The organism is Lewinella cohaerens DSM 23179 (genome assembly GCF_000379805.1).
Lineage (GTDB): Bacteria > Bacteroidota > Bacteroidia > Chitinophagales > Saprospiraceae > Lewinella > Lewinella cohaerens.
Window position 1 is genome coordinate 179359 of sequence record NZ_KB903537.1, and the last position, 26065, is coordinate 205423.

The window sequence follows — 26065 nt, forward strand, 5'->3', positions numbered from 1 at the left end:
TCCTAACGGATACTAATGGGCAAATTGTCCGTAAACATCATTCCACCGAATTCCTGTAGGAAATATTGCCCCTGAACCAACTGGGTTGACCATTGCTGTGGGGTCAGTTTCACATTTGGGTAAAAGAGCTTGCATACGGTCATTTGTCTGGCCGTGAACCTCTTTAAGGTAGGAATTGCGTGTAGCATGTTACTTCTAAAAACGGGAATATCAAATTCAATGTGCCGAGAAGGAGGAATTTCGCCAGTAAGTACCCACGAAAACCGGATGTCTTCGTACTCAAACCCTCCTTCAACATTTCTTACCAAGCGATTGCTTGGACTTTCCAGAAGGAAATACCCGTCTGGGCTAACCATTTTGATGGAAATACGCCGAGCATCATTCAAGGGACTTAGGCTCGGCTCTACTCTATATATTTCGTCTGGCAGATTATTGCCTCGAAAGAGGTACAAATACTTATCCCCCTGTGGAGAAACCAATGCTCGAATAATGAAATCTTCGAGGATATCGTCTTCTGGAATTTGTAAATACAATTCACGCCCTTCAAATCGACCATCGCGGCTATCAGAAAAAGGAATACTTACCCGATCATCAAGATAAGGGTGATAAGCAGTGACCTGAAGCTGCCATTTCCCGAATACGGGTAAAACAATTCTTTTTTCCCGGGAGATCGTAGGCAAACCGGAGTAGCGAATAGTGTCGCCACTAAACTCTTGCTGGTGCAAAATATACCGCCAGGGAGTTTTACTGCCTTGACGAAGGAAAATATAATAATCTTCGGCGCACTGATCCACCCCTTCTAATTTTCCGGTTCTATGTCGAGACCGGTAGCCTTTGTCGGTGAGTTCTGCTTTGGGAGGAAACTGAACTTGGGAAAGACTGTAATCCATATCCGTAAAATGATAAACGACTTCCTCGCTGGAAGCATATTGGCCCAATACGTGCATTTCTCGTGGGCGTACCTCGGCTTGGTAAAGAAAATCTGTTTCCAAGCCATAACAAGTAAAAACCCTGGTCAAATCTTCCTGATCGGCCCTTACTGGCGCATAATAATGAACCACAGAAAGATGAGAGCGATCCTCTGAATAGCTTTGTAAACGAATTGTGTCTGTGATCAATTCCGTAAAAGGATTATAAAAATACTCATCAATAATTTGCCCTTCATCGCCGGAAAGGATGCAGTACGACACTGCCGTTTCAGGAAGCTGATCAGTAGGGATAGTGACTGTAAATGATTGAGCAATGGCTGGCACTCCAATGAGAATGCACAACACAAATAGAAAGTTTTTCATTATTCAGAGAGGTGTTATTTTACGGAGCTAATATACAAAACATGAGTCATCCCGAATTTTGATTGTCATCAAAATCCGTGCTGACTCATGTTTAGCCTCTATCTTACTACCAACTCGAAAGCTACCCGCCGATTTTTACGGCGACCGTCCTTTGTGGTGTTTGGTGCAATGGGTTGGCTTTCGCCAAAACCTTCGTGGGCCATGCGCGCGGCATTGATCCCTCCATCTTTAAGGTACTCAAAACAAGCTTCTGCTCGGGCCTGAGACAATTTGAGGTTGGCCTCATTGTTCCCTTGGCTATCCGTGTGACCACTAATCGTGAGGTGATAATAAGGGTACTCCTCTAAGATAGCCACCAGTTCATCCAGTTTCTCTTGAGAACTTTCCTTGAGTTGATTGCTTCCGGTTTCAAACTGTACTGCTTCCGTGACGAAGGCCAAAACCTCTTTAATGGCCTCACTCACTGCGGGGCAACCCATATTTTCTGATGTTCCCGCAAGTGTTGGGCATTTGTCTTCGGTATCAATCAAGCCATCACCATCTGTATCGGGGCAACCTTTAGTCGCTTCTGACCCTGCAAGTTCCGGGCATTGATCCTCTTCATCAGCAACACCATCATGGTCAGTATCTACGTAAGGGCAACCTTCTCCTTCGCTGGTACCCGCTAGGTTGGGGCAGCGATCACGGGCATCTTCAATACCATCGCCGTCCGTATCAGGGCAGCCCGACAAACCATTTACCGCTGGGCAGTGTGGGCACATATCCTCGTCATCGCGGAGGCCATCGCCATCACTATCCAGGCAACCTTTGGCACTTGCTGAACCGGGGTAATCGGGGCAATCATCCACAAAATCAGCGATCCCATCAAAATCAGTATCGGGACAACCACGGGTTTCTATTTTACCTGCTTGGTAAGGACAAAGATCCATATTATCGGGCAGGCCGTCCCCATCGCTATCAGGACACCCCTTGGCATAATCCACGCCAGCCTGCTCAGGGCAAGCATCTACCTTATCAAAAAAGCCATCGCGATCATAATCTGGTGTGATCCAACGATAGCTGATGGTCAAGCCACCGGCCAGGTACCAATCATCGGTATCTGATTTCCCCGAATTGGACACACCATCAAGTTGATCGGTAAAAGTCTTGCGTGCGCCCAACTCAAGGCCTACACTGGTATGCTTGCTAAGGTCGAAACGAACTCCTCCACCTACAGGAAGAACAAATGCAGGAGATTCTTCGGCATCAAGATCAGCTTGTATCTTTGGAGGAAAACCATCAACGCCAGGGTTGCCATAGCGCGTAGTATGTTCGAAAAAGGCCAAGCCAGCACCAACAAAAAGGTAAGGGGAAATAATACTTCGATAACCTCCAGTGGCAGGATAACGGCGATGGGCTAAAGGCTCCCATACAAGTTGTACATTGCCCTCTGTGAGTTTCCCTGTAAAGGAAAAATCTCGTTCTCTAATTTCTACGATATCGCTAAAAGCATCAGCACCATCATAGCTTAGGGTTTGAAACCCAGCCCTGACCAGCCAGTTGCTGTGGATCGGCAAACCGAACTGTAGCCCAGGAGAAAACTGAACCTGCTCCAGATCAGGAATCTGGTTCGCTACCTGCAAGTCGCCGAGATAGGCGCCACCGCCAAGTAATAAATTTAATTCTGCCCGAGGCTGGGCCAACAAAGTCACAGACCATAATAGTCCGCACCAAAGGATGTAGTGTCTCATAGGATTGCCTTAAATATTGACTAAGCAACAATTTTGCAGCTCAATCACGCTTTTTGAAACCTTATTACACAAGCGTTCTATTGCTTGCTATTATGCAATGATCAAATATTTGGCAATATTGGGCTAACCAATATCACCGATTCGACAAGCGATGGATGCTTGTCTGCCGTATTGTGTGTTTTCTCTAAAGTACGAGAAGTCAATTTGGCTTTTTAGCGTTGACTTCCTGTGGTTTCATGACCTAAGAGCATCTTTGGGCCTCGTTCCTATTGCGAATCAATACTTTACGAACCTGACTTTACTGCAAAACACTCGCTTAGTCCGCTAAACTCGAATTTCGCAGCTTCGCCAGAACCGGAAATCATTGATTATCATAACAAAACCGTCCCAAACATGACCTAAAAGCGAAAGGATTAGAAGCAGAAAAAGCTTCTTCGGCTACAAAAATCACAAAAAAGTTGAGAATTTGCTGCCTTTTATGTCATAAATTAGCTCTGGCGCTAATTTTTATTTGTTCACTCCCCCTCTAAAAACGACCTATCTTGGCAATAACCACACCATTTTCTCATGGTCCGCGTGTCAGTCCTCAAGCTGCTACTCAGTATTTGCAGCGCCTCTTTATGCAGCCTGCACACCAGGTTCCGCCTGTTTGTTTATGGGGAAAGCATGGCATTGGTAAGACTGAAATGGTTTTGGCATTGGCCAAAGAAAAAGACTGGCCCTGCCAAATGATCAGTCCTGCACAGTTTGAAGAAATGGGGGATTTGATTGGCTTGCCCTATTTGGATAATATCGCTGATGGCGAGGCCTTAAGTCGTTTTGCTCCACCGGAATGGATACCACGGGGAGAAGGGCCAGGCATTCTACTCATCGATGATTTCAACCGCGCAGATGATCGCATCCTACGAGGCTTGATGGCCCTGTGGCAAGAACGCCGACTGAGTTCCTGGGCACTGCCCGATAATTGGTTTATCCTCCTGACCGGCAACCCTGAGGGGCAGCAGTATTCTGTGACACCAGTAGACGAGGCCACTATTTCTCGAATGCTGCATTTGGAACTCGTCTTTGAGATAGACAGTTGGACAGCCTGGGCGAAAGCCGAGGGAATTCCGGCAATGGCCATCGAATTTGTCCGGCAGCAACCAGAAATGATTGATGGCGAGCAGACTACAGCCCGTACGCTTACTTTCCTCTTTCGGCTGTGGCAACAATACGGGCAACCCATGCCCCCCGATCCACAGTTGGAGCTACTGGCGCATTCCGCGGTGGGTGCTCAGGCAGCACAGGCTTTTGTGGCTTATCTCGCGAACGAAACCATTCCCCTGCCCTCTGCATCAGATTTCCTGGATGCGAAAGCGGAAACCCAGCAATCTCTATTAGAAGAACTGCTAGCAGGAGAGCTCCCGAAGGTAGATCGCTTAGCCACCTTGGGGCAACGTATCCTTGACTATCTAAAAACTCACCCTGAGCTTAGCGCTCTACAGGCTGCTGGACTGGAGCAGTTTCTACTCTTACCTAAACTCCCAGCAGACCAGCGGCTGGTACTCCTACACGGGATAAGTAAGCAAGGGCACCCTGTGCTGGGGCAGTTGTTGAAACATTCTGAATTGAGTCGGTTGGTTTTGGGGTAGGGAAGGGTGCGGGGTGCGGCGATCAGAAGTAATGCGGCAATGAAAAGAAAGGTCTTCTGTGTATAGTACCGAAGCATCTCGCAGGGTGATATACACTTTGCTACCACACGTTTTTTTCTTTTTTTGTCGGTTGATATTCTTGATTAGCACTCTCCATAAGAGTTTTCTCCACTCTTCCAATGAAATGTCTTGGACGTAAATGTCTATAAGGCTCCTGTCGGGTTCAAAAATCCACTGTATATCATTCCAACTGCGTGTCATTTTTCAAATGTGTCGTAACGGTTTCGTGTATGCGTGTCGTAGTTATCCCGAAGGGTAGCTATGCACTATACACATTGTTAGCCTTTCGTTTTATTTATTTATCACTGCAATCTGGATCGTCAAAACTGAATTTTATAAGCTTTTTACTATCATGGTTAGCTATTAATTCTATCTGCCCATATTCGAATTAGGCAAGAATATCCCACCCTGCAAAGCCTACAACAGCATAAAATAAGTTGCTTAGAACATGAATTAGGACCGCCATTTTTAAAGAGCCAGTACGTACCAAGATCCAACCCCAGGTCGCACTATACAGAAAATACATGGGCCACAATATCATGGGACTATGGCCAATGGTAAAAACAATAGAAGTTATCAACACAGCTGCCCACAAAGGTGTTTTCTTGGCCAATGAAGACTGTAAATACCCTCTAAATACAACCTCTTCCATAATAGGCCCAACAAAGAGTGCCAGCAATAAAAAACCGCCCATTTCAAGTGATCCTCCGTTGGTCTGAATAAAGCTGAACATCTTGGAGCCTCCTCCAATGATTCCTTCGTGACCGAAGGCAGGTAAGGTCACCGATCTATATATCCATGCTAAAAAGTGTGTCGATACCAATGCACCTATAACCAATAAAAGACCTTTACTTTTTTTAATCTTGCTTGGTTGAAGTCCTATCTCAGGATAAAAAGTTTTACCTGATCTACGAATATCACACCAGTAAAAAGTAATTATCATAATGCCACCGAGCAAAGCAGAAGTGAGCCCCAAGATCTCAAGAGGAACTTTATTAGTAGGTGAAAAGAATTTAAACCCATAAGAGATAGCAATCCCAGCTAGGAGTTGACATGCGTACATGATTACAATGGCCAGAATACCCCTTTTTAGTGTTAATTGCTGATATTTAGTTTCTGTCATTCAGTTTTAATTGTTTTAGTAGTGATGAAGGCTAACTTATTTATATGCGAACAAAATACCCTTTCTGACCTAACTTCTACAAAAAAGATCATCAAAAGGACTACGGGTTCTTTGCAGGTTTTACGCTACTTGGCTTCACCGAGTAGACAGGTTCGTGGCTGCTTCACGGTTGCAGAATTCATGCCGCCCTCACGCTAGAGGATAAACTTATGCGGAGGCGCTTGGACTAACCTGCAAGGGGGGGGAGATTATTGGGGCTAATCGTATAATTGCGATTACGCATTGGTACGATCAGCACAGATCACTCCATAATACACCCGTACCGAGGCGAGGCCAAAACACCGACTACTGGCAACTGACTAATATCAATTGACTGACCTAGATGCTGGTAGTTGGCAACATTTGGCTCGGTAGTAATGATAATATGCACCAAAAGGTAAGTCGTAATCGAATTATCTGCCTATAATTGTCTTATATCCCTCCGATATAGAAGGTTGTTACCAGGTTCCTAAAGTTATCCACAAAAAAGTTATCCACACTGTGGAAAACTAATTAAACAATTAATTACCACTGATAATCAGTAACTTAGGTTAGTTATCAACAAAATGTGGAAAACTGATTCACTTTTTTCTATTCCTGCCCCCTATCTTAGTGAAACCAAAGCGCCGAATAGGTAAAGAAACTTACTGATACCACTTTTGACTATCTCTTATCCAGCAGGAACTTATTCGGTAAATAAACATTAAGGGGAACGCGAGGGAGCGGTATTTGCCGATCTCAAAACCTTTATGAAGATGGCTACTGTGGCAAAAGCAGTAGCCATCTTCGTGCCCCAAACCTGTGCCATGCAACTACCCAGCATTTTGTGCTTACCTGACCATTTCACTACGTAATGGCCGGGCATTCTAGCCGCTGGACCGAGCGAGACATCACATTTTAATTTCCTTACGAGAAGGAAGAACTTTAATATATTTTTTAAACGGAAGTACAGAAATGAACAAAAAAGTAGAGCCGATCCTGGTAGAAAACCCCAACCGCTTTGTCCTTTTCCCTATTCAGCATGATGACATATGGGCGGAGTATAAAAAATCAGAAGCTTGCATTTGGACTGCAGAGGAAATTGACTTGAGCCAGGACCTCACCGATTGGGCTGAAAAATTAAACGACAACGAGCGCCATTTTGTAAAACACGTACTCGCTTTCTTTGCTGCATCAGACGGCATTGTAAACGAAAACTTAGCGGAAAACTTCGTCTCTGAAGTACAGTATACCGAAGCTAAGTTCTTCTACGGTTTTCAGATTATGATGGAGAACATCCATTCCGAGACCTACTCGCTGCTTATTGACACCTATATAAAGGACAACAAAGAAAAGGACTACCTCTTCAATGCCATTGAAACGATGGATTGTGTGAAGAAGAAGGCCGAATGGGCTTTGCGTTGGATTGACAACGGCAGCTTTGCCGAGCGCCTCATCGCATTTGCTGCGGTAGAAGGTATCTTCTTCTCGGGTTCTTTCTGCTCGATTTTCTGGTTGAAGAAGCGTGGATTGATGCCGGGCCTCACGTTCTCGAATGAGCTGATCAGCAGAGACGAAGGAATGCACTGTGATTTTGCCTGTCTGCTGTACAATGACCACATTCAGCACAAGATGGACCCTGAGGTAATAAAAGGAATTATTGCCAATGCCGTAGAGATCGAAAAGGAATTTGTAACCGATGCGCTACCTGTAAGCCTCATTGGTATGAATGCAGAAATGATGTGTCAGTACATCGAGTTTGTAGCNGACCGCTTGTTGGTAGCCCTCAATGTAGGTAAGATCTTTGGTGCAGAGAACCCTTTCCCTTGGATGGACCTTATCTCGTTGGAAGGGAAAACCAACTTCTTTGAAAAACGCGTAGGCGACTACCAGAAGAGCGGCGTGATGGCCGATCGGGAGAGTCAGACGTTTTCGCTGGATGAAGATTTCTAGAACAGTGTAAGGGTGTAAAAGTGTAAGGGTGTAAACGTTAGGTTCACCCCAAAAAAACCTTTACACTTTTACACTTACCCAACCTTTAACACTGGATACACACTTACCCAACCTTTACACATTAAAAAAACATTAAACACCACATATAATACACACCAAAAGATGGAAGTACTAAAGAGAGGCGGAAAGCGGGAAGCAGTAAGCTTTGACAAGATCACCGCCCGCATTAAGAAATTGAATTACAGCCTGGCTAAGCAGGTGGACCATATTGAGATTGCCAAGAAGGTGATCCAGGGCCTTTATGATGGTGTATCGACCACCGAACTGGATAACCTGGCTGCGGAGACGGCTGCTAGTATGGCTACCGACCATCCGGATTATGCGATTCTGGCAGCGCGTATTGCCGTTTCTAACTTGCACAAGAATACCGACAAGTCCTTCAGCAAAACGATGAAGGTACTTTATAACTATATCGATCCCAAGACCGGAGAACCGGCTGGATTGATCAGTAAGGAAGCATACGATATTATCTGGAAGCACCGTGACACGTTTGACAGTGCGATCATCTACGATCGTGACTACCAGTTTGACTTTTTTGGTTTTAAAACCCTAGAGCGTTCGTACCTGATGCGTGCCGACGGCCATGTGGTGGAGCGCCCACAGCATATGCTGATGCGGGTAGCGGTAGGTATCCACGGAGAAGATCTGGACAAGGTGTTGGAGACGTACAACCTGATGTCGCAGAAGTGGTTTATTCACGCCACTCCTACCCTCTTCAATGCGGGTACACCTCGCCCTCAGCTGTCGAGCTGTTTCTTGTTGTCGATGACCGACGATAGTATTCCCGGTATTTTCGAGACGCTGGACCGCTGTGCGAAGATTTCGCAGTCGGCTGGTGGTATCGGATTGAGCATTCACAATATCCGCGCCAAGGGTAGCTACATCAAAGGCACCGGCGGAACCAGTAACGGAATTGTGCCGATGCTGAAGGTATTTAATGATACGGCCCGCTACGTGGACCAAGGTGGTGGCAAGCGCAAGGGCGCTTTTGCGATCTACCTGGAGCCTTGGCACGCCGACATCTTTGAGTTCCTGGAACTGAAGAAAAACCACGGTAAGGAAGAGATGCGTGCGCGCGACTTGTTCTACGCTATGTGGATGCCTGATTTGTTTATGGCACGCGTAAAAGAGAACGGCGACTGGTCGCTCTTTGATCCGAACGAAGCACCGGGCTTGTTTGATGTACACAGTGGCGAGTTTGAGGCCCTGTACCACAAATATGAGCAGGAAGGTCGCGCCCGTAAGACGGTAAAAGCCCAAGACCTATGGTTTGCGATTTTGGAAAGCCAGATCGAAACCGGTACGCCATACATCTTGTACAAGGATGCTGCCAACCGTAAGAGCAACCAGAAGAACCTGGGTACCATTCGCAGCTCGAACCTGTGTACGGAGATCATGGAGTATACCTCGAAGGATGAAGTAGCGGTGTGTAACCTCGCCAGCCTGGCCTTGGCCAAGTACGTGAAGGAAGACGCCACCTACGACTTTGAGCGCCTGTATGAGGTGACGCGCATCGTGACGCGCAACCTGAACAAGGTGATTGATGTAAACTACTACCCCATCCCTGAGGCGAAGAACAGCAATATGCGCCACCGCCCTATTGGCTTGGGTGTACAAGGACTGGCCGATGCGTTTATTCTGATGCGTCACCCGTTTGATAGCCCAGAGGCACGCCAGCTGAACAAGGACATCTTTGAGACCATCTACTTTGCGGCACTGACCGAAAGTTGTGCGATGGCTGCCGAAGAGGGTGCTTACCAAAGCTATGAGGGTTCGCCTGCCAGCAAAGGTATTCTACAGTATGACATGTGGGACGTGCAGCCCAGCGACCGTTGGGATTGGGCTAGCCTGAAGAAGGATATCAAGAAAAACGGCCTGCGCAACAGCTTGCTGGTAGCGCCAATGCCTACGGCTTCGACCTCGCAGATTTTGGGTAACAACGAATGTTTTGAGCCTTACACCTCGAACATCTACAGTCGCCGGACGCTGTCTGGTGAGTTTGTGATCGTAAACAAGCACCTGCTGCGCGACCTGAACCGTCTGGGCCTATGGTCGGACGATATGAAGCACCGCCTGATGGCTGCCAATGGTTCGATCCAGAACTTCGACGATATTCCTCAGGAGTTGAAAGACCTGTACAAGACGGTTTGGGAGATCAGTCAGCGCGTGATCATCGACATGGCTGCTGACCGCGGCGCGTTTATTTGCCAGAGTCAGAGTATGAACTTGTTTGTACAGAACCCGACCTTTGGCAAGCTCTCCTCGATGCACTTCTACGCATGGGAGCAAGGCCTGAAGACGGGTATGTACTACCTACGCTCGAAGGCTGCGGTAAACCCGATTAAGTTTACGGTCAACGCGGAGGCGCAAGCGTCGGTGAAAGCTGGAAACCTGGCGGCGGTGGCCAACGGCGGCAATATAAGCCAAGCCACGGAAGCCGAAGAGGGACAAGCCTGCAACCTGGATGATCCGGACTGCTTGATGTGTTCTGGTTGATAAAAAATCAAAGAGGGATGCGCGGTTAGCGTGTCCCTCTTTTTTTGTTTTTAAACCACCAAAGGGCACTTAAGGTTTTTTTATTTTATCACATAGTCACAATAGTAAGGGACATAGCTTACACTTCTCAACCCACATGGTTTACACTTTTTCATTTGTAACTTTGGTAAAAAACAGATAGATCCTCTAAAATGCCCCACCCCCAAAAAATAAAATCCATCCACTCCAACCAGCACCGTTCCTTGCTGGTGATAGGTGTGTTATTGTGCGGATTTTTGGGTATCATTTTGAGTAAGGATCTTTTCACCAAGAAGTACGTGGATGGGATAGACTTAGTAATGTCCTTGTTTTTCTTTGCCTTTGCGCTGATGGCTTTGAATTATTTGATCAATAGAAAGGTCTTTGAGCTATCGAGTAAGCGCATAATTCTGAAGACCAAGTTGAGGAGGAAGGTTTTCCCCGCCAGTACTATTCAGGGCTTCAAGGAGGAAACTTATCAAGAAAAGCATCAAAGTGGAAGAAGACTGGTGTTCAAGATGGGCAATAAGTTTCTAACCATAGACTCCAACAGCTATGCCAACTTCTACGAAATCGTAGGGTTTGCCCGACAGCATTTTAGAAAATTAGAGGACCAGGAATTCAAGCGGTACGAATTTTTAAAAAACCTCCCTTTTCAGATTATTTTGTTTACTGGAGCAATATTCTTTTTGGGATTTTTCATTAAAACCCAGTTTGACGAGATTGATGACCTAGAGAAAGACCTGCATTACACCGAAATGACCCTGGCTTCAACACCTGTCGTTGAGTCAAGTTCTGGTAAAGGAAACAAGCACTATATCCCGATCCATACCGTGGAATATCCTGAATTTGAATTCAAAATCAATGGTTTTCGGTACCAAGCTTGCAATACAAACCTAACGGATGAGCTTCAAGCAGGCGATAAAGTCAGGCTTGGGCTAAAGCAGGAGGACTTCCGATCTAAAATAGGAAATCTGGCACCGCCCTCCTTCCAAACGAAGCACTTTCACTGGGACATGATCTGGGTATACCAATTGAGCCACGAAGGAAGGGAGTACATCAACTTAGATCAGGCAAAAAGATTGATGAATAAGAATCAAAAATGGTCGTGGGTGCTATTAGTGATGGGGTTGTTTGCCCTTTCAGTGGCAGTGGTACCTTGGGGACGGTCAAGATCGTAAATTCGCCCTATAGAACGCGCCTAAAAAGGCTATGTAGTAAAAACAAAAAAACTTGGGTGCCCTTAGGTGCCTTATGTGGTTCAAAAAAGCTCCCTCCTCGGTCCTCCCTTGAAGGCGTGACAGAGGGTGATCTATAAGAATCGCAGACCTTCTTATGTGCCCTTAAGTGTCTTATGTGGTTCAAAAAAATCCACCCGGTACACCCGCCAATCATCCGGTGACAAATATCACCTAAAAAAGAGGAAAATCTTCACCTAAAAAAATATCACTTTTACTTATGAACATATTTTCATATTTTGTGCTCCTGATTATTTAAAAGAACAGAAATGAAGCACAGCTATTGGGTGGGGCTACTCGTTCTACTAAGCGGCACAGCCTGCATAGCAGAGCATGAACCACAGGAGGACACATCAACAGAACAAGTTGCAACAGTCGAAACAGCGGTGACTACTACCCCTTTCTTGCTATCTGTCGAAGACGTCAAAGAACGTTTAGCTAATTCCGAAAATTTCGTCATTTTTGAGTTAAGCAAAAGTGCCAAATACCACCAGGGGCATCTTCCTGGAGCCTTCCACCTGTGGCGCCCTGATTACGAAAACAGCACCGACTTCCCTTATGAAGGGATGGTGGCCACGCGCCTACAAATGGAACGCTTGCTCAGTCAACATGGCGTTATTGACAGTACCGAAATTATCATCTATGATACGAAAGGCAGTGCAGATGCGATGCGCCTGCTGTGGATTCTCCGCAGCTATGGTCATCATAAAGCAGCCGTGATGGATGGAGGGAAGACTGCTTGGCAACAAGCTCAATATCCTTTATCGGAGGGGGAGCTTCCCGCACCAGTACCCAGTGTTTATCATTTTCCGGAACCTGTCAGCTCTTTACAAATAGCTCAGATGGAAGATGTCCTGGCGGCACTTATTGATACCAATATTATTATTATCGACACCAGGGAGCCGGAAGAATTCATGGGAAAGCCTTACCTCCACCAAGATAAATTGCTGTATTACAAAAAAGGAGCATTCACCAGTGGTGCTATTCCGGGTGCCATTCATATCAATTGGTCTGACGCTGTTGACCTGGATGGTGATCACTGCTTTAAATCACTGCAGGCCCTTCAGTATAATTTTATAAAAAAAGGTATTTCTCCTAACAAACAAATAATAACTTACTGCCAATCGGGAGTGCGTTCCGCCCACACAACCTTTGTATTGACGGAGTTGTTGGGATACCCCAACGTCAAGAATTATGATGGTTCTTGGATTGAATGGTCCTATTTTTATCAAAACGGGCAACAAGTGCCTATCGAGCAACATACTCCTCTAGCCGAGGTAGCGCAGGAGTCAGAACGCCTGGCGGCAAAACTGCTGAGAAAACACAACTAATCATTATGGAAAAATACTGGGATTTATTTGTCAAGGGTTACACGGGCTATGCCAACTACTTTTGGCATGAGATTACGCATCCCTCGTGGGATAACTATTTTTACTGGCTCATTTTGGTATCGCTCTTCTTTTTTGTTTTGGAAGTCGTGATCCCGTGGAGAAAAAAGCAAGCTATTCTACGAAGAGACTTTTGGCTGGACGTCTTCTATATGTTCTTTAATTTTTTCCTGTTTTCACTGATCATCTACAGTGCTGCGTCCAATGTGGTCGTCAATCTGTTCAATGATGGGATCAAATTTATCGCGAATGGTTTCGACCTACAAGCCATGAATCCGCTCAATGATTTCCCGATCTGGGGCATCCTGTTAATCGGTTTTCTGGTGCGCGACTTCGTCCAGTGGTGGATTCACAGGCTCTTGCATCGTTCTGACCGCCTTTGGGAATTCCACAAGGTGCACCATTCTGTTGCGGAGATGGGTTTTGCGGCACACCTGCGCTACCATTGGATGGAGAACATAGTGTACCGTACATTGGAATACCTGCCATTGGCCTTGTTGGGCATTGGTCTCCACGATTTTTTCATTATCCACATTTTCACGCTGGCTTGGGGGCACTACAACCATTCCAATATCAGCGTCAGTGGCTATGTGACGGGAGGTGTTCTGGGTGGCCTGATAGGAATTCTTGTTTCGCAGAGCTTGTTGGATATTAACCTTGTACAAAACCCTTCCCTTGGGTTACAGATAGCTATCGTACTCGGAGCTATCGCAGGAGGTAGCCTGTTGCTTGGAAACTTAATGAAATACCTATTTAATAGTCCGGAAATGCATATTTGGCATCATTCTTACGACCTTCCCGAGGAGCGCCGTTACGGGGTGAATTTTGGTCTGACACTCGCTATCTGGGATTATATTTTCCGTACTGCTTATATTCCCCATAACGGGCAGGATATACGTTTGGGTTTCCCCGGCGTAGAAAATTTCCCCGCTGATTTTACAGCACAAGCAAAGCACGGTTTTAGTGATAGCGGGAAACAATAGACTTATTTGGAAAAAGAATAAATATGAAAGACGAACAAAAACATATCCACCTACACCAACTTTCTGACCAAGAGCCTATCAAAACAGGCGAACTGTCTGGTATAAGCCTCAAGAAAGACCGTCGTGGCTTCCTTCGGCAAGGTGCGCTGGCAGCAATGGGTGTTGCCTTAGGTGCCAAAATGGTTTTTGCCAAAAACCTCCCTTTGGGGATGATTCCTGTAGGCTTAACGCCCAGCGATGAAGTATTAAACTTGCCCGGTAAAGATGCTGGCTTAATTGTCTTGAACGACAAACCCATCAATGCCGAAACGCCTGCTGATTTGCTGGATGATGCCCTTACTCCCAATGAATTATTTTTTGTTCGCAACAATGGTCTTCCTCCGGAAAATGTAGATGTGAATACCTGGACACTCACCATCGAAGGAGAATCGGCCAGTCAAAAGAAAACGTATACCCTGGCGGAGCTTAAACAAAAATTTGCACATCACACCTACCATTTGACGTTGGAATGTGGTGGCAATGGCCGTAAAGAATTTAATCCTCCTGCCAAAGGCAATCAGTGGTCAACCGGAGCAGTAGGTTGTGCCTCCTGGACAGGAGTACGACTCAAGGATGTGTTAGAAGATGTTGGTATTCGTTCCAATGCAGTATACGTCGCCTACTATGGTAAGGACACCCATATTTCCGGAGATCCAAAAAAAGTAGTCATTTCTCGCGGCGTGCCAGTAGCTAAAGCACTGGAAGAAGAAAACTTGATTGCCTGGGCGATGAATGGTAAAGATATCCCTATGCTGAACGGATACCCGTTGCGCCTGGTCATCGGAGGCTACCCTGCTTCCTGTTCAGGTAAGTGGCTCTCTAAAATTGTCATTCGCAATCAAGTCCACGATGGACCTAAGATGACGGGCCAATCCTACCGTGTACCTTGCAAACCTGTAGCCCCAGGTACGCAGGTAGAGGACAAGGATATGTGTATCATTGAAAGTATGCCCGTCAAATCATTGATTACGTTCCCTAAATCGGGAGCGACCATCAAAAAAGGGCAACGCTTGCCGATTCGGGGACATGCCTGGACTTCCGCAACCAAAATATCGAAAGTAGAATGCTCCATCGATTTTGGTGCCAGCTGGCAAAGTTGCGAGTTACAACCCGGCAACAACCGCTACGCCTGGCAAAGTTTTAGTACCAAACTAGACTTCCCAACCGATGGCTACTATGAGGTGTGGGCCCGAGCCACCGACGTTGATGGTAATGCCCAGCCCATGCTACTGCCTGGCTGGAACCCACGCGGATATTTAAACAATGCCTGCCACCGCATTGCGATTAAAGTAGTTGCGGGATGAATAATTTCAAAGTAGATTTCAGGCCACTATTACTGCTGATCAATATCGGATTTGTAATCTGCGTGCTGTTTTTCTGTTACCTGATCTTTGGGGATATGCTGGCACCTTCGTTCCAACCAGACCCTGTTGTACAGAAAAGCGCCTCTACCAGCAGTGGCAACTCAGTGGACGACTACGATAAAGTCGTCGACGGTATTCACGTACAAACGGGGCTCATCTATGCAGAAGGCTTCGAGATCGTACGTGCTACCTGCACAGCTTGCCATTCCGCCAAGTTGGTCACCCAAAACCGAGCAACTAAGGAGGGTTGGACTCAGATGATCCGCTGGATGCAAGCCACCCAAGGATTATGGGATTTGGGTAAAAACGAAAGTACCATTGTTAATTACTTAGCCAAACATTACGCTCCTACCGAGGTCGGTCGGCGAGCCAACCTAGATGTCGCTGCTATCGAGTGGTATATTTTAGAATTAGAGTAGTAATTGGGCACAAAACTTAGCTGGGCTTTCAACAGAAGCCCAGCTAAGCTCCCCTTGGTCCTCAGAGTGGGCACTTTGCCCCTCAGCCTTGTCCTTCCTTCTTAGATTTGGGACCATGCCCACTTGTCCCCCTCTCTAGTTATTTTTTATCTTTCCGCTATAAAAAGCTGCCCGTACCGAGCACACACCTCCACGATGTGCTAAGGCGAACCACATCGCCTGCAGCCGTGTGTAAACTTAAAAATAAAATATGCCTTCTCTTTTTAAAACGGAAGCTGGAAAAAAAGAAATCCTTAGCCTTTATGATGAAAAGCTAAAGGAATTAAGTATTGATTATCAATACAAAGTCATTAATTCCAGTTACGGAAAAACCAATATCATTGTTACGGGTGCTTCCTCCAATCCGCCATTAATTATCCTACATGGGTCGAATGGTTGTGCGCCTATTGGTTTAGAAACCTATCCCAATTTATCGACTCATTTCCAGGTGTTTGCTGTCGATGTGCTCGCGCAACCCAACAAAAGTGCGGAAACCAGGCTCAGTATGAAGGATGACTCGTACGGCAAATGGATGAATGAAATCATAGCGTCTCTACAGTTAGATAACGTAACCCTGGTAGGGTTTTCCTTTGGAGGTTTAGTGATTCTGAAAACCCTCCTGCATCAGGAAGATAAAATCAAGGAAGTATACCTATCCGCACCGGCCTATATCGTCAATGGAAATCCTTTGAAGGCGCTGTTCAAAATTTTCATCCCGATGAAGCGGTTCATGAAGACGGAGCAACCAAAATATTTAGAGCGGTTCCTCAAGGAAGTGTTCACCGACAGGGATGAATTTGCACTAAAATACCTTTCTAAGGTTTTCCTGAATTTCGATATGGATTTCACGCCTGTTCCGGTCATCAGCAAGACAGAAGCAAAGGGCATTAGCACGCCTATCACCTTGATCGCGGCAAAAAAAGACATGATGTTCCCTGGTGAGAAAATGCTAAAAAGAGCTTCAAAGCTATTTTCATCCCTCAAAAAAACCGTCCTCCTTGAGGATTCTAAGCATGTTTTGAACAGCGCAGACAATCTAAAAATTGAAGCGATGATAAAGGGAGAGCAAGCAACGACTTAACAATGGCAACGATTAAATTTAGTAAAACAAAGAAAGTCTCAAAAGGAGATCTTCTTTTAAGCGTTGGTGATACTACTTTGTACGCATACAAGGTTGAAAGCGGTTGCCTGAGAAGCTATGTTATTGACAATGCAGGTAAAGAACACATTTTACAATTTGCTCCTGAAGATTGGATAATTGGAGATATGGGTAGTTATACCAACGGCGATCCTTCTACTATTTTTATTGATGCTTTAGAAGAAAGTGAAGTCTCTTTTATTTCAGCCGCTGACTTTCGCGATTTTCATAGTTTAGAAAAAGAACTCTTGGTCGAAATGAGCATTAAGCTTCGAAATAATGTGATTGCTGCCAACAAAAGAATCATTAGCCTACTAAGTGCTACTGCTGAAGAACGTTATATATCGTTTACACAAACCTATCCGACTTTGGTACAGCGACTCCCGCTAAAGCTAATCGCCTCCTACATCGGTATTACGCCAGAATACCTGAGTGACCTAAGGCGTAAAATGGCAAAAAAGTAAGTTCTAGTACTGTGATTTCCAATTACGCTCTCCTATTCCCTTTGTATTTCAGCCTCAGGCTGCGTTACCAAAATCACGGCATTAAGCCATTTCTTAAGCTATCTTAATTTTTCTTAACCTTATACTCCTCAATTTTGTGCCATTATTAATCAAATAAGATTTACAGATGGCAAATCAACAAAATAGCAAAGCAATCAATATTGCACTTTGGGTAGCTCAAGCATTATTAGGAGCTATGTTTTTAATGGCAGGAACAATGAAGGCTTCTCAACCCGTAGAGGCCTTGGCGGAATCACTTCCATGGGTAACATCTATGCCATTAGGGCTGGTGCGGTTTATTGGTATCAGTGAATTATTAGGTGGTTTAGGTTTATTGCTTCCTTCCTTACTACGTATCAAGCCATTCTTAACCGTTTGGGCAGCAATTGGCTTAGTGGCAGTTATGCTTTTAGCGGCGCTATTTCATGCCTCAAGAGGTGAGTTTTCCGCGATCGGAATGAATGTGGTATTGATGGCTCTTTCGGCATTTATAGCATGGGGAAGAAGTAAGAAAGTTCCTATTCTAGCTAAAGGCTAATAGCGTATTAACCTACCCTACAGTTTTCGATCTTATAGCGCTTGTTCGAACATTTTCGAGCAAGCGCTATGAAAATCACACTATAACATGAATCATTTAAAATCCTTCCTTACCGGAAAATATATGCTTTGGTTGATCCTGGCTATTCCCGGAGTCATGGCAACCATAAATTCCCTGAAAGGGCAACTGAGCTATGATATGATGATGCATATCACCGGTGAATTTGCTGGTCGTTTTTTGGTAATCAGCCTGATTGCTACGCCCATCTCATTGATGTTTCCTACAGGCCGAGTAGCTAAGTGGCTAATCAGGAATCGTCGTTTTTTTGGCGTCTCTGCATTCGCATATACGCTATTGCACACCATTTTCTATGTTTTGGAATATCCATTTAGTCAAATCGTTAATGAATTTTCAGAGGTCTCCATTCTAACAGGATGGGTTGCCTTCTTTGTATTCATCCCCTTGGCGATTACGAGTACCGATGCTGCAATAAAAAGAATGGGACCTGCTTGGAAAAAGCTACAACGATGGGTGTATTTAGCTACGGTGATGGCATTTGCGCATTGGGCCTTGTTGGGCTTGCAGGGAGAGCATGTCAGTATGGGAGGCGCGTTATTTCATTTTGCCCCCGTTATGCTTTTACAAGCCTACAGGGTTTGGAAACAGCGACTTGTATAAGCAAGCACTTAGGTCATTACAAATATTGGACCACCACACCGCTAGGAACGGATCGCTAAATTTAGCTTATTTTGCCAATGGTAACCATCAAAAAATGAACCAAGAGCAAAACAAATACCAACGAGACCATACCCTAAAACCTATTGTTTTTGAGTTGATCAGAAATCATAGGAATGAGGAGGCGGTAGCGCATTTCAAAAGTAAGCCGGAGGAGATACACCTCAAAGGGTGGATGAGTGATACGCCTTTGCATATCGCTTCTTTGAGTGGAAATTTTAAAATGGTAAAATACCTGGTTGAAAACGGTGCGTTGGTCAATGCAGCGCGGACTGGGGTTTACGCTACGCCTTTGTGTTGGGCCGACAATGTAGAGATCGCGCAATATTTGCTTGACCACGGGGCGACCATGGACGATCGGGAGTTGGACTTTGCAACAAGGCAAGACAAAACCCAGGTTATGGATTTGCTCCTCCGCAGTGGTGCGGAGATTCATGCAAAGGAGCCTCAATACTTACAGTGCAGAAGCAAAGCAGCCATAGTCACCTACCGAAAGCACCAAATTGACCTAAATGGCTGCGATACCAACGGAAGTAACCTGCTCCACAAACTCGCTTGGGCGGGCTCTACCGAAGTCTTTGAATACGCCTTACAGCTAGGTCTAAGCTGGAAAAAAGACAACAGCAGAAGGACGCCTTATATTTTAGCCAAGCAAGGGGCAAGAAATCATATTGTCGAACTTATAGAAGGCAAGTACCCAGCGCTTCTTTCTAATAAAGTCAAGGTAGTTGAGCTAAAACCAACCTTCTCAAAAATAGCTTTCCTCCGAAAAAAAACATCCAACTATATTGCATTAACGCAGGAAGGAGAATTGATAAATTACGAAGTAAAAGGAGGCAATTCCCTAGTAGCCACTAAGTCCATCGAACTGGATGTGCCCATCATTAGAAATTTCGCGATCAGCCCTTCCGGTCATCTGATTATCCCTTCTGGAGAGAACAAATTGCTAAAACTAGACCGCACCACCTTTGCGCTTGTTGACACTATCGTTTTCGAAGAGGCGTATAATTTTGACCAGCTCACCTACCTTCCTAAAAGAGCGATTTACATCGGAAGCTCGAGCAATTGGGATATAACGATCCTTGATAAAAACTTTGACGTCATCAGGAAGATGGATGCAGAAGATGGCACCTTCTTTCCGACCGTAAGCGACAACGAAGACTTCCTTTGCTTTTGGAGTTATGACCAAGAAACGTTTTTTGATTTATACCAATTGAACGCGGACCACGAAGTAAAATTCATTCACACCTTCTTTGAGGATTGGAAGAACACCTCCAAGAGCTTTACATTTATCGGAGAGGAAATGCTGGTCGCTTATCCTGACAAAATAGATGTCTACCAATGGCAAGCTGGTCGTTTGACCAAAACACAAGAAATAAGCATTTCCGCCTACCCATCCGCTTACGACGCTTCTAGCCTCGCGGTCATTTCGAACGACGTGTTTTTATTCGGCAAAGGGAAAAAGCTGGTCGTTTACCAAAAGAACCATGTGTTTCAAAAGATAGAAGAAATCACGTTGGCACTAAAAGAGGACGTACGGCAAATTCATTATGACAAAGAGACCATGAATTTGATCGTCATTACGAATGCGGAGATTAAGTTGTTCGGAATAAGAGGAAAAGACTGGGCTATATCCCCGCACTCCACTCCCCAGTTGTAATCCCAATGACTTTGAGTTATATTTACGATTTCTAAGGGGCCGGCGAAAAATAACTTCCTCCCTTTAATGCTGATCTTTCGGCGCTGAACTTCGTTGCTTATCACTTGCGTAGCTTTGGCTATGCTCGTTCTGCGCGCCTTGTTTAACACCAAAACCTCTAGCCTGAAATGGGTAACTTATTCTTCGCCGCCCCCTAAGCATACCCCCATTATCAATAGACTTGTTCTGCTGGGTCAGTTTGGTGGGAAAATTGATGTATTATCGACCACGTGAAGCCTTTTTTGAAGAGCCTAGCCGTAGCTAAGCGACTTAAAAAAGGCACAATGTGGGAAGACAAGGCGCGATTTTCCCTCGAAATGATCCCAGCAGAACAAGTCTAACAAAGCATAGTTTTGCTGAAAAAATCAGAAAAACATCCTAAGTCCATTGCTGTTTTGCCATTCATGAATATGAGTGCGGATCAGGAGACCGATTTTTTTTGTGATGGCATCACAGAAGAGATTATCAATGCCTTGGCGCAAATTAAGGAGTTGAGGGTGACCTCCCGGACTTCTGCTTTTTTCTTTAAAGGGAAGAACATTCCGATTACTAAAATTGGGGAGCAGCTTGGCGTCGCTACGGTACTGGAAGGAAGCGTACGCTTGGCGGGAAAAAAGATGCGGATCACCGCGCAGTTGATCCAAGCGGATGAAGATTTTCACTTCTGGTCGGAGACCTGGGATCGGCAGATGGATGATCTTTTTGAAGTGCAGGACGAGGTAAGCCTGGAGATTGCCGAAAAGCTGCGGGAACATTTTGGTCACTTTGAAATCAAGGAGCACCTGGTTGCTAAGCAAACGGATAGCCTAGATGCCTACACGCTCTTTCTCAAAGGACGTTACTACTTCAACAAGTGGAACCCGGAGGATATCAAAACCGCAATAAAGTTTTATGAGCAGGCGCTAGCATTGGATCCGAAGCACCCCAACTCCTTGGTGGGGCTAGGCGATAGTTACAGCTTTTTGGCGACTACAGGCTTCATTTCTTACGAGGAAGGATGGGGAAAATGTGCCGAACTCACCCAGCAGGCACTGGCCATCAATGACCGGTTGCCAGCGGCTTACTACCAACTGGCCAACCTCGCTTTTTTTACAGCTGCTGACTTCGAGCAGTCCTTTCAATACATAAAAAAGGCACTGGAAATCAACGCTAACCATGTCGAGTCGCAGCAGTTTATTGCCTTTCTTTACACCATTGCAGGAAAGGAAAAACTGGCGAATACACATATAGATATAGCCTTGAGTGTTGATCCGCTTTCCCAGGAAACGCTGTTCTTTCGTGCTTACATGCATTATATGCAGGAGAATTTTGTCGGTTCATTAAACGGATTGGATGCCTGCCTGGAAGCCAATCCAAAAAATATTCCTGCGCATTCCATGAAGACCAACTGCTTGCTGATGTTGGGGCGGGTCGAGGAGGTCATCCATTATTTTGATGATATGCCTGCGGAAATCACTATTCCTGCCGAGAAAGTGGGGGCGCTCGCACTTGGCTACGCCGCCAGCGGAGACGAAGCACAAGCCAAGCATTACCAGGAACAATTAGTCGAGCNTGCTCAACAAGAAGGTGGATTCGCAGCCGATGTCTTTCTTTTTCTCCTTTACGGACTAACCCACCAAACAGAGGAGGCTTTTGCTTGGGCAAAGCGTGCGCAGGAAGTCCCTAACCCATTATTACTTCTTCGACTTTCCGACCCTTTGATGAATTCGATCAAGGATGACCCAAGGTATGATGAATTTCAGCAGCAGCTGTTTCCCCCCAAGTTGTTTAGTACAAAGAGAGCTAAAAAAAGCAAAAAGGCCTTACTGGATAAAGAAGCTACGGCACAGTATCAGAAAAAGTTACTCTCCTACATAGAGGAGGAAGCACCGTATCTAAATTCTGATTTGTCGCTGCGCTCCATGGCGGAACACCTGGACCTGCACCCCAATCAACTCTCTTGGCTACTCAATGAGTGCCTGGGCAAGAATTTCAGCGAGTTTATCAATCACTATCGGGTAGAGACTTTTAAGCGACTAGCCAAAGAGCCTGCTAATGCGCACATCACCTTATTAGGATTGGCTTATGAAAGTGGGTTCAACTCAAAAACGGTTTTCAATACCTATTTTAAAAAAGAGACGGGGCTTACGCCTAAGCAGTTTCTCAAAGCGGGGTAATTCAAACCATAGTAAGTGCATCTTTTTTTGAACCATAAAAGGGATTATAAGGGCATATAAGTGCATTCTTTTTTAAAGCCTTAGATGCCTTTGGTGGTTCACAACCCTCTCTCCTATTTTACTAAACATTAAGTGCAAATTTTGTAAAAAGAGACAAAAAGACATGAGTAAACAATTTCTTCTTCTGGCTTTAATGATTTGTGTAAGCTCCAGCTATGGCCAAGATCATTTATTACAAAACGTCTACAACCGGACGACGATATCCCTGAATGGGGATTGGAAATACATTGTAGATCCGTATGAAAACGGCTATTACAATTACCGTTACGAACCCTTTGACCAACAACCCACCCCTTGGGCGAGTGCTTTTTTCTTGAACTCCAAACCCAAGGATGCATCCGATCTGCTAGAGTACGACTTTGACAAGATGGATAATCTTAAAGTTCCTGGCGACTGGAATACGCAAAAGGAGTCATTGTACTACTACGAAGGAACAGTGTGGTATAAGCAGTCGTTTGACTTTGATTTTTCTGCCGAAGGAAATCGGCTTTTTGTCTATTTCGAAGCAGCCAATTACCAAGCCGAGGTTTATCTGAATGGCTCGAAGCTAGGCACCCACACTGGCGGCTTTACCCCTTTCAACTTTGAGGTTACGGATATTGTAAAAGCGCAAGACAATTTCTTGATCGTCAAAATAGATAACAAGCGCCTCAAAGACGGCGTGCCGACCCTAAACACGGATTGGTGGAACTATGGAGGCATTACCCGAGATGTGAAACTCGTAGAAACCGCGGCTACTTTTGTAGCGGATTACTTTATCCAATTGGACCCACAGGACACCAAAAAGATAAAGGGTTACGTGCAAGTAAACAGTAAGGATACGGGTGCTCAAAAGCTTCAACTCAAACTCCCTGGCTTGGGGATAGACCAGCAACTCACTAGCGATCAGGACGGTTACGCCGCTGTAGACCTTTCTGTTGAAGATATTCGCTACTGGTCTTTAGACGATCCGTTCTTGTACGATGTAGCTATCGAAACTGCGCAAGAGACGGTGAAAGATCAAATTGGTTTCCGGAGTATCCGTACGGAGGGTACGCAGATTATGTTGAACGACCAGCCTGTTTACCTCAAGGGCATTTCCATCCACGAAGAAAGTCCGCTGCGAGATGGCCGTGGTTACTCCAAAGAAGATGCCACACAACTGTTGGAGTGGGCCAAGGAGTTGGGGTGCAACTATGTGCGCCTGGCGCATTATCCGCACAATGAACACATGGTGAGGTTGGCCGATCAGATGGGCATTCTGGTATGGGAAGAAAACCCCGTTTACTGGACCATCTCCTGGGACAATGAGAGCACCTATCAGAATGCAGAAACCCAATTATCTGAGCTGATTGCGCGCGATAAAAACAGGGCCAGTGTCATCATCTGGTCGATGGCCAATGAAACGCCTAATGTACCTGCCAGAAATGTATTTCTAAACAAGCTTGCAGCCTACGCCAGGGCAAAAGATAATACCCGGCTGATAAGTGCCGCGCTAGAACAGAAGAATTACCAGGGAGATCCTACGATCAGAACCATTGACGACCCCTTTGCCGAAGTGGTAGATATCCTAAGTTTCAACCAATACATAGGCTGGTATGATGGGCTGCCAGAAAAGTGTAAAACCATTACCTGGAAAATTGAAGAAGACAAACCGGTACTGATCTCTGAATTTGGCGCAGGAGCCAAACAAGGATTACACGGCAGTAAAGAAGAACGGTGGACCGAAGAGTTTCAAGAAAACCTCTATGTGGAAACCTTGCAGATGATTGATAAGATTGACAAAATCCAAGGATTTTCGCCGTGGATACTCGTGGACTTCAGGTCTCCTCGCAGAGTGCTGCCAGAAATTCAAGATGGCTGGAACAGAAAGGGGCTCATCTCTGAAGAAGGAGAAAAAAAGAAGGCGTTCTTTATTTTACAGGCGTTTTACAACAACAAGTAACAGCATTAGTTATTTAACTCACCTACTAAAAAAATGACAGCCAAGAGGCAGGACCTCTTGGCTGTTCAAAACAATAAAACTTACAAGAGAAGACAGTCTATGCTGTCTTCTTTTTTAGTCTCTTTACCTTAGTAGGTTTCTTCTCTTTGGAATTATCAGGCTTGGTGGCAGACTTCAGTTTTTTCTTTAACTTCTTTACCTCAGCCTTATGCTGTTTCTCCAATTTAGATTGGTTTTTTTTAGCTTTTGCTAATGCACTTTTGAGAGACTTCACCTTCTTCTCTGCTTTCTTGAGTTTTTTACTCATAATACAACCGGGTTAACTTTTATTAAACAATCAATTAACACAAAAGTAACACGCGGTAACCGAAAGAGTTAGATTCCAATGTTAAGTTTCCATTTTCACTGCAAAACTTAACATTGGAACACCTTTGAGGGTCGTTTTTAATACCTTGGTGGGAATTTTCGACTTTTTAGCATCCCACTATTTCTTTTCTCTCCTTTGATGATAACTAATAATTCCCATGGAATTAAGCTAAAGAAAAGTGATAAAACCTTATCTTCCCAACAGCGCTATCCCATCATCTTGATTGGTTTGGCTATTGCTGAACAAAAATCTCTCTGATTATGAAAACGATTTCCCTAAGCACCCGCTTATTATCCATTTTTGCATTACTGCTTCTTTCTAGCACCAGTCTACTGGCACAAAAACGCGCCATGCCTGATCAGTGGATCGGCTTGCATAATTTCTATTATCAGAATCGGGAGGAGATTAAGCAATTCACTAGTGATTCTACTCTTTTTTTGACAAGTAAAGACTATGATGCAGCCCTTTCCCTAGGGATGTATTATCGGGTGATCAAGGAGGATAATAGCTACCATCACTTCGATCTCTTTGCCTTTGATTTCACTAGAAAAGAAGACCTTAGAGTGGCCGAAAGAGTAGGTTCACAAATTTATGAACCTGCTAGTGGTACATTCGTTGAAACCATCGATATTCGCTTTGGTTACCGGCGGGGAAAAATGTTTCCGCTGCTCAAGCGGTTGACGGCAGATGCAAGTGTAGGCGGCTACCCGGTTTATCAAAGAAAAAATACTATTCCTTTAACTAGTGCAGGGTTCCCTATTAGAGAAACCTGGCTAGGCCTCGGTTTAAATATCCACTTGGGGCTGAACTACCAAATCCACAAAAAAATCAATATCGGCTACAGCTTTATCCCCGTCGCCGGACAGTGGTCTTGGTACGAAGAACGGGTAGAGAACCCCATTCTGACCCAACAGCAGAAAGCAACCAGGAGCGCCCGTATGGATACTGAGGCTTTTGCCTCCGTTTTGGACTTTAGAAATATCAATATCCGTTACGTTATTGATGGCGAGGGTAAGTTTCGCAAGAAAAAGAAAAGACGAAAGAGGCGTTAAACTTGTACCTTTCCTGGCATTTTCATTTGGTTCAAATCCTCT

At 45.1% G+C, this 26065-nt stretch carries 20 protein-coding genes; 16 read left to right on the plus strand and 4 right to left on the minus strand.

Annotation, left to right across the window (positions count from 1 at the left end):
- Positions 1-2: 2 nt before the first annotated feature.
- Positions 3-1292 carry a hypothetical protein gene (locus tag A3EU_RS0108100; protein WP_020535643.1) on the minus strand — a complete coding sequence of 430 codons (1290 nt, stop codon included), beginning with the start codon at positions 1290-1292 and terminating at the stop codon, positions 3-5.
- Positions 1293-1390: 98 nt separating this feature from the next.
- Positions 1391-3022 carry a DUF6089 family protein gene (locus tag A3EU_RS29790; RefSeq protein ID WP_020535644.1) on the minus strand — a complete coding sequence of 544 codons (1632 nt, stop codon included), beginning with the start codon at positions 3020-3022 and terminating at the stop codon, positions 1391-1393.
- Between the two features lie 542 nt (positions 3023-3564).
- On the opposite strand from A3EU_RS29790, the gene A3EU_RS29795 reads away from it, so the two are divergent.
- Positions 3565-4653, plus strand: coding sequence for an AAA family ATPase (locus A3EU_RS29795; RefSeq protein WP_020535645.1), 1089 nt, complete (start codon positions 3565-3567; stop codon positions 4651-4653).
- Between the two features lie 448 nt (positions 4654-5101).
- Here A3EU_RS29795 and A3EU_RS0108115 read toward each other — a convergent pair whose 3' ends face one another.
- A complete protein-coding gene (locus tag A3EU_RS0108115) occupies positions 5102-5836 on the minus strand; it encodes a CPBP family intramembrane glutamic endopeptidase (protein ID WP_020535646.1) in 735 nt (244 codons plus the stop codon).
- Between the two features lie 993 nt (positions 5837-6829).
- On the opposite strand from A3EU_RS0108115, the gene A3EU_RS0108125 reads away from it, so the two are divergent.
- The 14 genes from A3EU_RS0108125 (at position 6830) to A3EU_RS0108195 (ending at position 24604) form a co-directional block, all read left to right on the plus strand.
- Positions 6830-7807: a ribonucleotide-diphosphate reductase subunit beta gene (locus A3EU_RS0108125; RefSeq protein WP_020535647.1), complete on the plus strand. Its 978-nt coding sequence runs from the start codon at positions 6830-6832 to the stop codon at positions 7805-7807.
- Between the two features lie 162 nt (positions 7808-7969).
- Positions 7970-10363, plus strand: coding sequence for a ribonucleoside-diphosphate reductase subunit alpha (locus tag A3EU_RS0108130; RefSeq protein ID WP_020535648.1), 2394 nt, complete (start codon positions 7970-7972; stop codon positions 10361-10363).
- Positions 10364-10554: 191 nt separating this feature from the next.
- On the plus strand, positions 10555-11562 hold the full coding sequence (locus A3EU_RS0108135; RefSeq protein ID WP_020535649.1) for a hypothetical protein: 1008 nt from the start codon (positions 10555-10557) through the stop codon (positions 11560-11562).
- 326 nt (positions 11563-11888) lie between these two features.
- Complete coding sequence (locus A3EU_RS29800; protein WP_020535650.1) at positions 11889-12950, plus strand: sulfurtransferase; 1062 nt, start codon at positions 11889-11891, stop codon at positions 12948-12950.
- Positions 12951-12955: 5 nt separating this feature from the next.
- Positions 12956-13990 carry a sterol desaturase family protein gene (locus tag A3EU_RS0108145; protein WP_020535651.1) on the plus strand — a complete coding sequence of 345 codons (1035 nt, stop codon included), beginning with the start codon at positions 12956-12958 and terminating at the stop codon, positions 13988-13990.
- Between the two features lie 23 nt (positions 13991-14013).
- On the plus strand, positions 14014-15333 hold the full coding sequence (locus A3EU_RS0108150) for a sulfite oxidase (RefSeq protein ID WP_020535652.1): 1320 nt from the start codon (positions 14014-14016) through the stop codon (positions 15331-15333).
- The gene (locus tag A3EU_RS0108155) at positions 15330-15812 is read left to right on the plus strand and encodes a hypothetical protein (RefSeq protein ID WP_020535653.1); all 483 of its coding nucleotides are present in this window, start codon (positions 15330-15332) and stop codon (positions 15810-15812) included. The genes A3EU_RS0108150 and A3EU_RS0108155 overlap by 4 nt, the downstream gene beginning before the upstream one ends.
- Positions 15813-16062: 250 nt before the next feature.
- Positions 16063-16932 (plus strand): alpha/beta fold hydrolase, encoded by an 870-nt coding sequence (locus A3EU_RS0108165; RefSeq protein ID WP_020535655.1) that lies wholly within the window; start codon positions 16063-16065, stop codon positions 16930-16932.
- 2 nt (positions 16933-16934) lie between these two features.
- Positions 16935-17453 carry a Crp/Fnr family transcriptional regulator gene (locus tag A3EU_RS29805; RefSeq protein WP_020535656.1) on the plus strand — a complete coding sequence of 173 codons (519 nt, stop codon included), beginning with the start codon at positions 16935-16937 and terminating at the stop codon, positions 17451-17453.
- A gap of 166 nt (positions 17454-17619) precedes the next feature.
- Positions 17620-18030: a DoxX family protein gene (locus A3EU_RS0108175; protein WP_020535657.1), complete on the plus strand. Its 411-nt coding sequence runs from the start codon at positions 17620-17622 to the stop codon at positions 18028-18030.
- Positions 18031-18117: 87 nt separating this feature from the next.
- Complete coding sequence (locus A3EU_RS0108180; RefSeq protein WP_020535658.1) at positions 18118-18708, plus strand: protein-methionine-sulfoxide reductase heme-binding subunit MsrQ; 591 nt, start codon at positions 18118-18120, stop codon at positions 18706-18708.
- A gap of 94 nt (positions 18709-18802) precedes the next feature.
- Positions 18803-20425 (plus strand): ankyrin repeat domain-containing protein, encoded by a 1623-nt coding sequence (locus A3EU_RS0108185; RefSeq protein WP_020535659.1) that lies wholly within the window; start codon positions 18803-18805, stop codon positions 20423-20425.
- Positions 20426-22365: 1940 nt separating this feature from the next.
- Entirely contained in the window at positions 22366-22620 is a 255-nt protein-coding gene (locus A3EU_RS35465; protein ID WP_425412660.1) for a helix-turn-helix domain-containing protein, read from the plus strand.
- Between the two features lie 163 nt (positions 22621-22783).
- Positions 22784-24604 (plus strand): glycoside hydrolase family 2 protein, encoded by a 1821-nt coding sequence (locus A3EU_RS0108195; RefSeq protein ID WP_020535661.1) that lies wholly within the window; start codon positions 22784-22786, stop codon positions 24602-24604.
- 97 nt (positions 24605-24701) lie between these two features.
- On the opposite strand, the gene A3EU_RS0108200 is transcribed toward A3EU_RS0108195, so the two are convergent.
- A complete protein-coding gene (locus A3EU_RS0108200) occupies positions 24702-24911 on the minus strand; it encodes a hypothetical protein (protein ID WP_020535662.1) in 210 nt (69 codons plus the stop codon).
- A gap of 320 nt (positions 24912-25231) precedes the next feature.
- Between A3EU_RS0108200 and A3EU_RS0108205 the strand changes: the two genes are divergently transcribed.
- Entirely contained in the window at positions 25232-26023 is a 792-nt protein-coding gene (locus A3EU_RS0108205) for a hypothetical protein (protein WP_020535663.1), read from the plus strand.
- The last annotated feature ends 42 nt before the right edge of the window (positions 26024-26065 follow it).

Excerpts from the sequence above, each read along its gene's own strand:
- A3EU_RS0108205 (WP_020535663.1), top strand. The coding sequence starts at position 25,232 with ATGAAAACGATTTCCCTAAGCACCCGCTTATTATCCATTTTTGCATTA.
- A3EU_RS35465 (WP_425412660.1), top strand. The coding sequence starts at position 22,366 with ATGGCGGAACACCTGGACCTGCACCCCAATCAACTCTCTTGGCTACTC.
- A3EU_RS0108130 (WP_020535648.1), top strand. The coding sequence starts at position 7,970 with ATGGAAGTACTAAAGAGAGGCGGAAAGCGGGAAGCAGTAAGCTTTGAC.
- A3EU_RS0108155 (WP_020535653.1), top strand. The coding sequence starts at position 15,330 with ATGAATAATTTCAAAGTAGATTTCAGGCCACTATTACTGCTGATCAAT.
- A3EU_RS0108200 (WP_020535662.1), bottom strand. The coding sequence starts at position 24,911 with ATGAGTAAAAAACTCAAGAAAGCAGAGAAGAAGGTGAAGTCTCTCAAA.
- A3EU_RS0108165 (WP_020535655.1), top strand. The coding sequence starts at position 16,063 with ATGCCTTCTCTTTTTAAAACGGAAGCTGGAAAAAAAGAAATCCTTAGC.
- A3EU_RS0108135 (WP_020535649.1), top strand. The coding sequence starts at position 10,555 with ATGCCCCACCCCCAAAAAATAAAATCCATCCACTCCAACCAGCACCGT.
- A3EU_RS0108100 (WP_020535643.1), bottom strand. The coding sequence starts at position 1,292 with ATGAAAAACTTTCTATTTGTGTTGTGCATTCTCATTGGAGTGCCAGCC.
- A3EU_RS0108175 (WP_020535657.1), top strand. The coding sequence starts at position 17,620 with ATGGCAAATCAACAAAATAGCAAAGCAATCAATATTGCACTTTGGGTA.
- A3EU_RS0108180 (WP_020535658.1), top strand. The coding sequence starts at position 18,118 with ATGAATCATTTAAAATCCTTCCTTACCGGAAAATATATGCTTTGGTTG.
- A3EU_RS0108185 (WP_020535659.1), top strand. The coding sequence starts at position 18,803 with ATGAACCAAGAGCAAAACAAATACCAACGAGACCATACCCTAAAACCT.
- A3EU_RS29805 (WP_020535656.1), top strand. The coding sequence starts at position 16,935 with ATGGCAACGATTAAATTTAGTAAAACAAAGAAAGTCTCAAAAGGAGAT.
- A3EU_RS0108195 (WP_020535661.1), top strand. The coding sequence starts at position 22,784 with ATGAGTAAACAATTTCTTCTTCTGGCTTTAATGATTTGTGTAAGCTCC.
- A3EU_RS0108150 (WP_020535652.1), top strand. The coding sequence starts at position 14,014 with ATGAAAGACGAACAAAAACATATCCACCTACACCAACTTTCTGACCAA.
- A3EU_RS0108115 (WP_020535646.1), bottom strand. The coding sequence starts at position 5,836 with ATGACAGAAACTAAATATCAGCAATTAACACTAAAAAGGGGTATTCTG.
- A3EU_RS29790 (WP_020535644.1), bottom strand. The coding sequence starts at position 3,022 with ATGAGACACTACATCCTTTGGTGCGGACTATTATGGTCTGTGACTTTG.
- A3EU_RS29800 (WP_020535650.1), top strand. The coding sequence starts at position 11,889 with ATGAAGCACAGCTATTGGGTGGGGCTACTCGTTCTACTAAGCGGCACA.
- A3EU_RS0108145 (WP_020535651.1), top strand. The coding sequence starts at position 12,956 with ATGGAAAAATACTGGGATTTATTTGTCAAGGGTTACACGGGCTATGCC.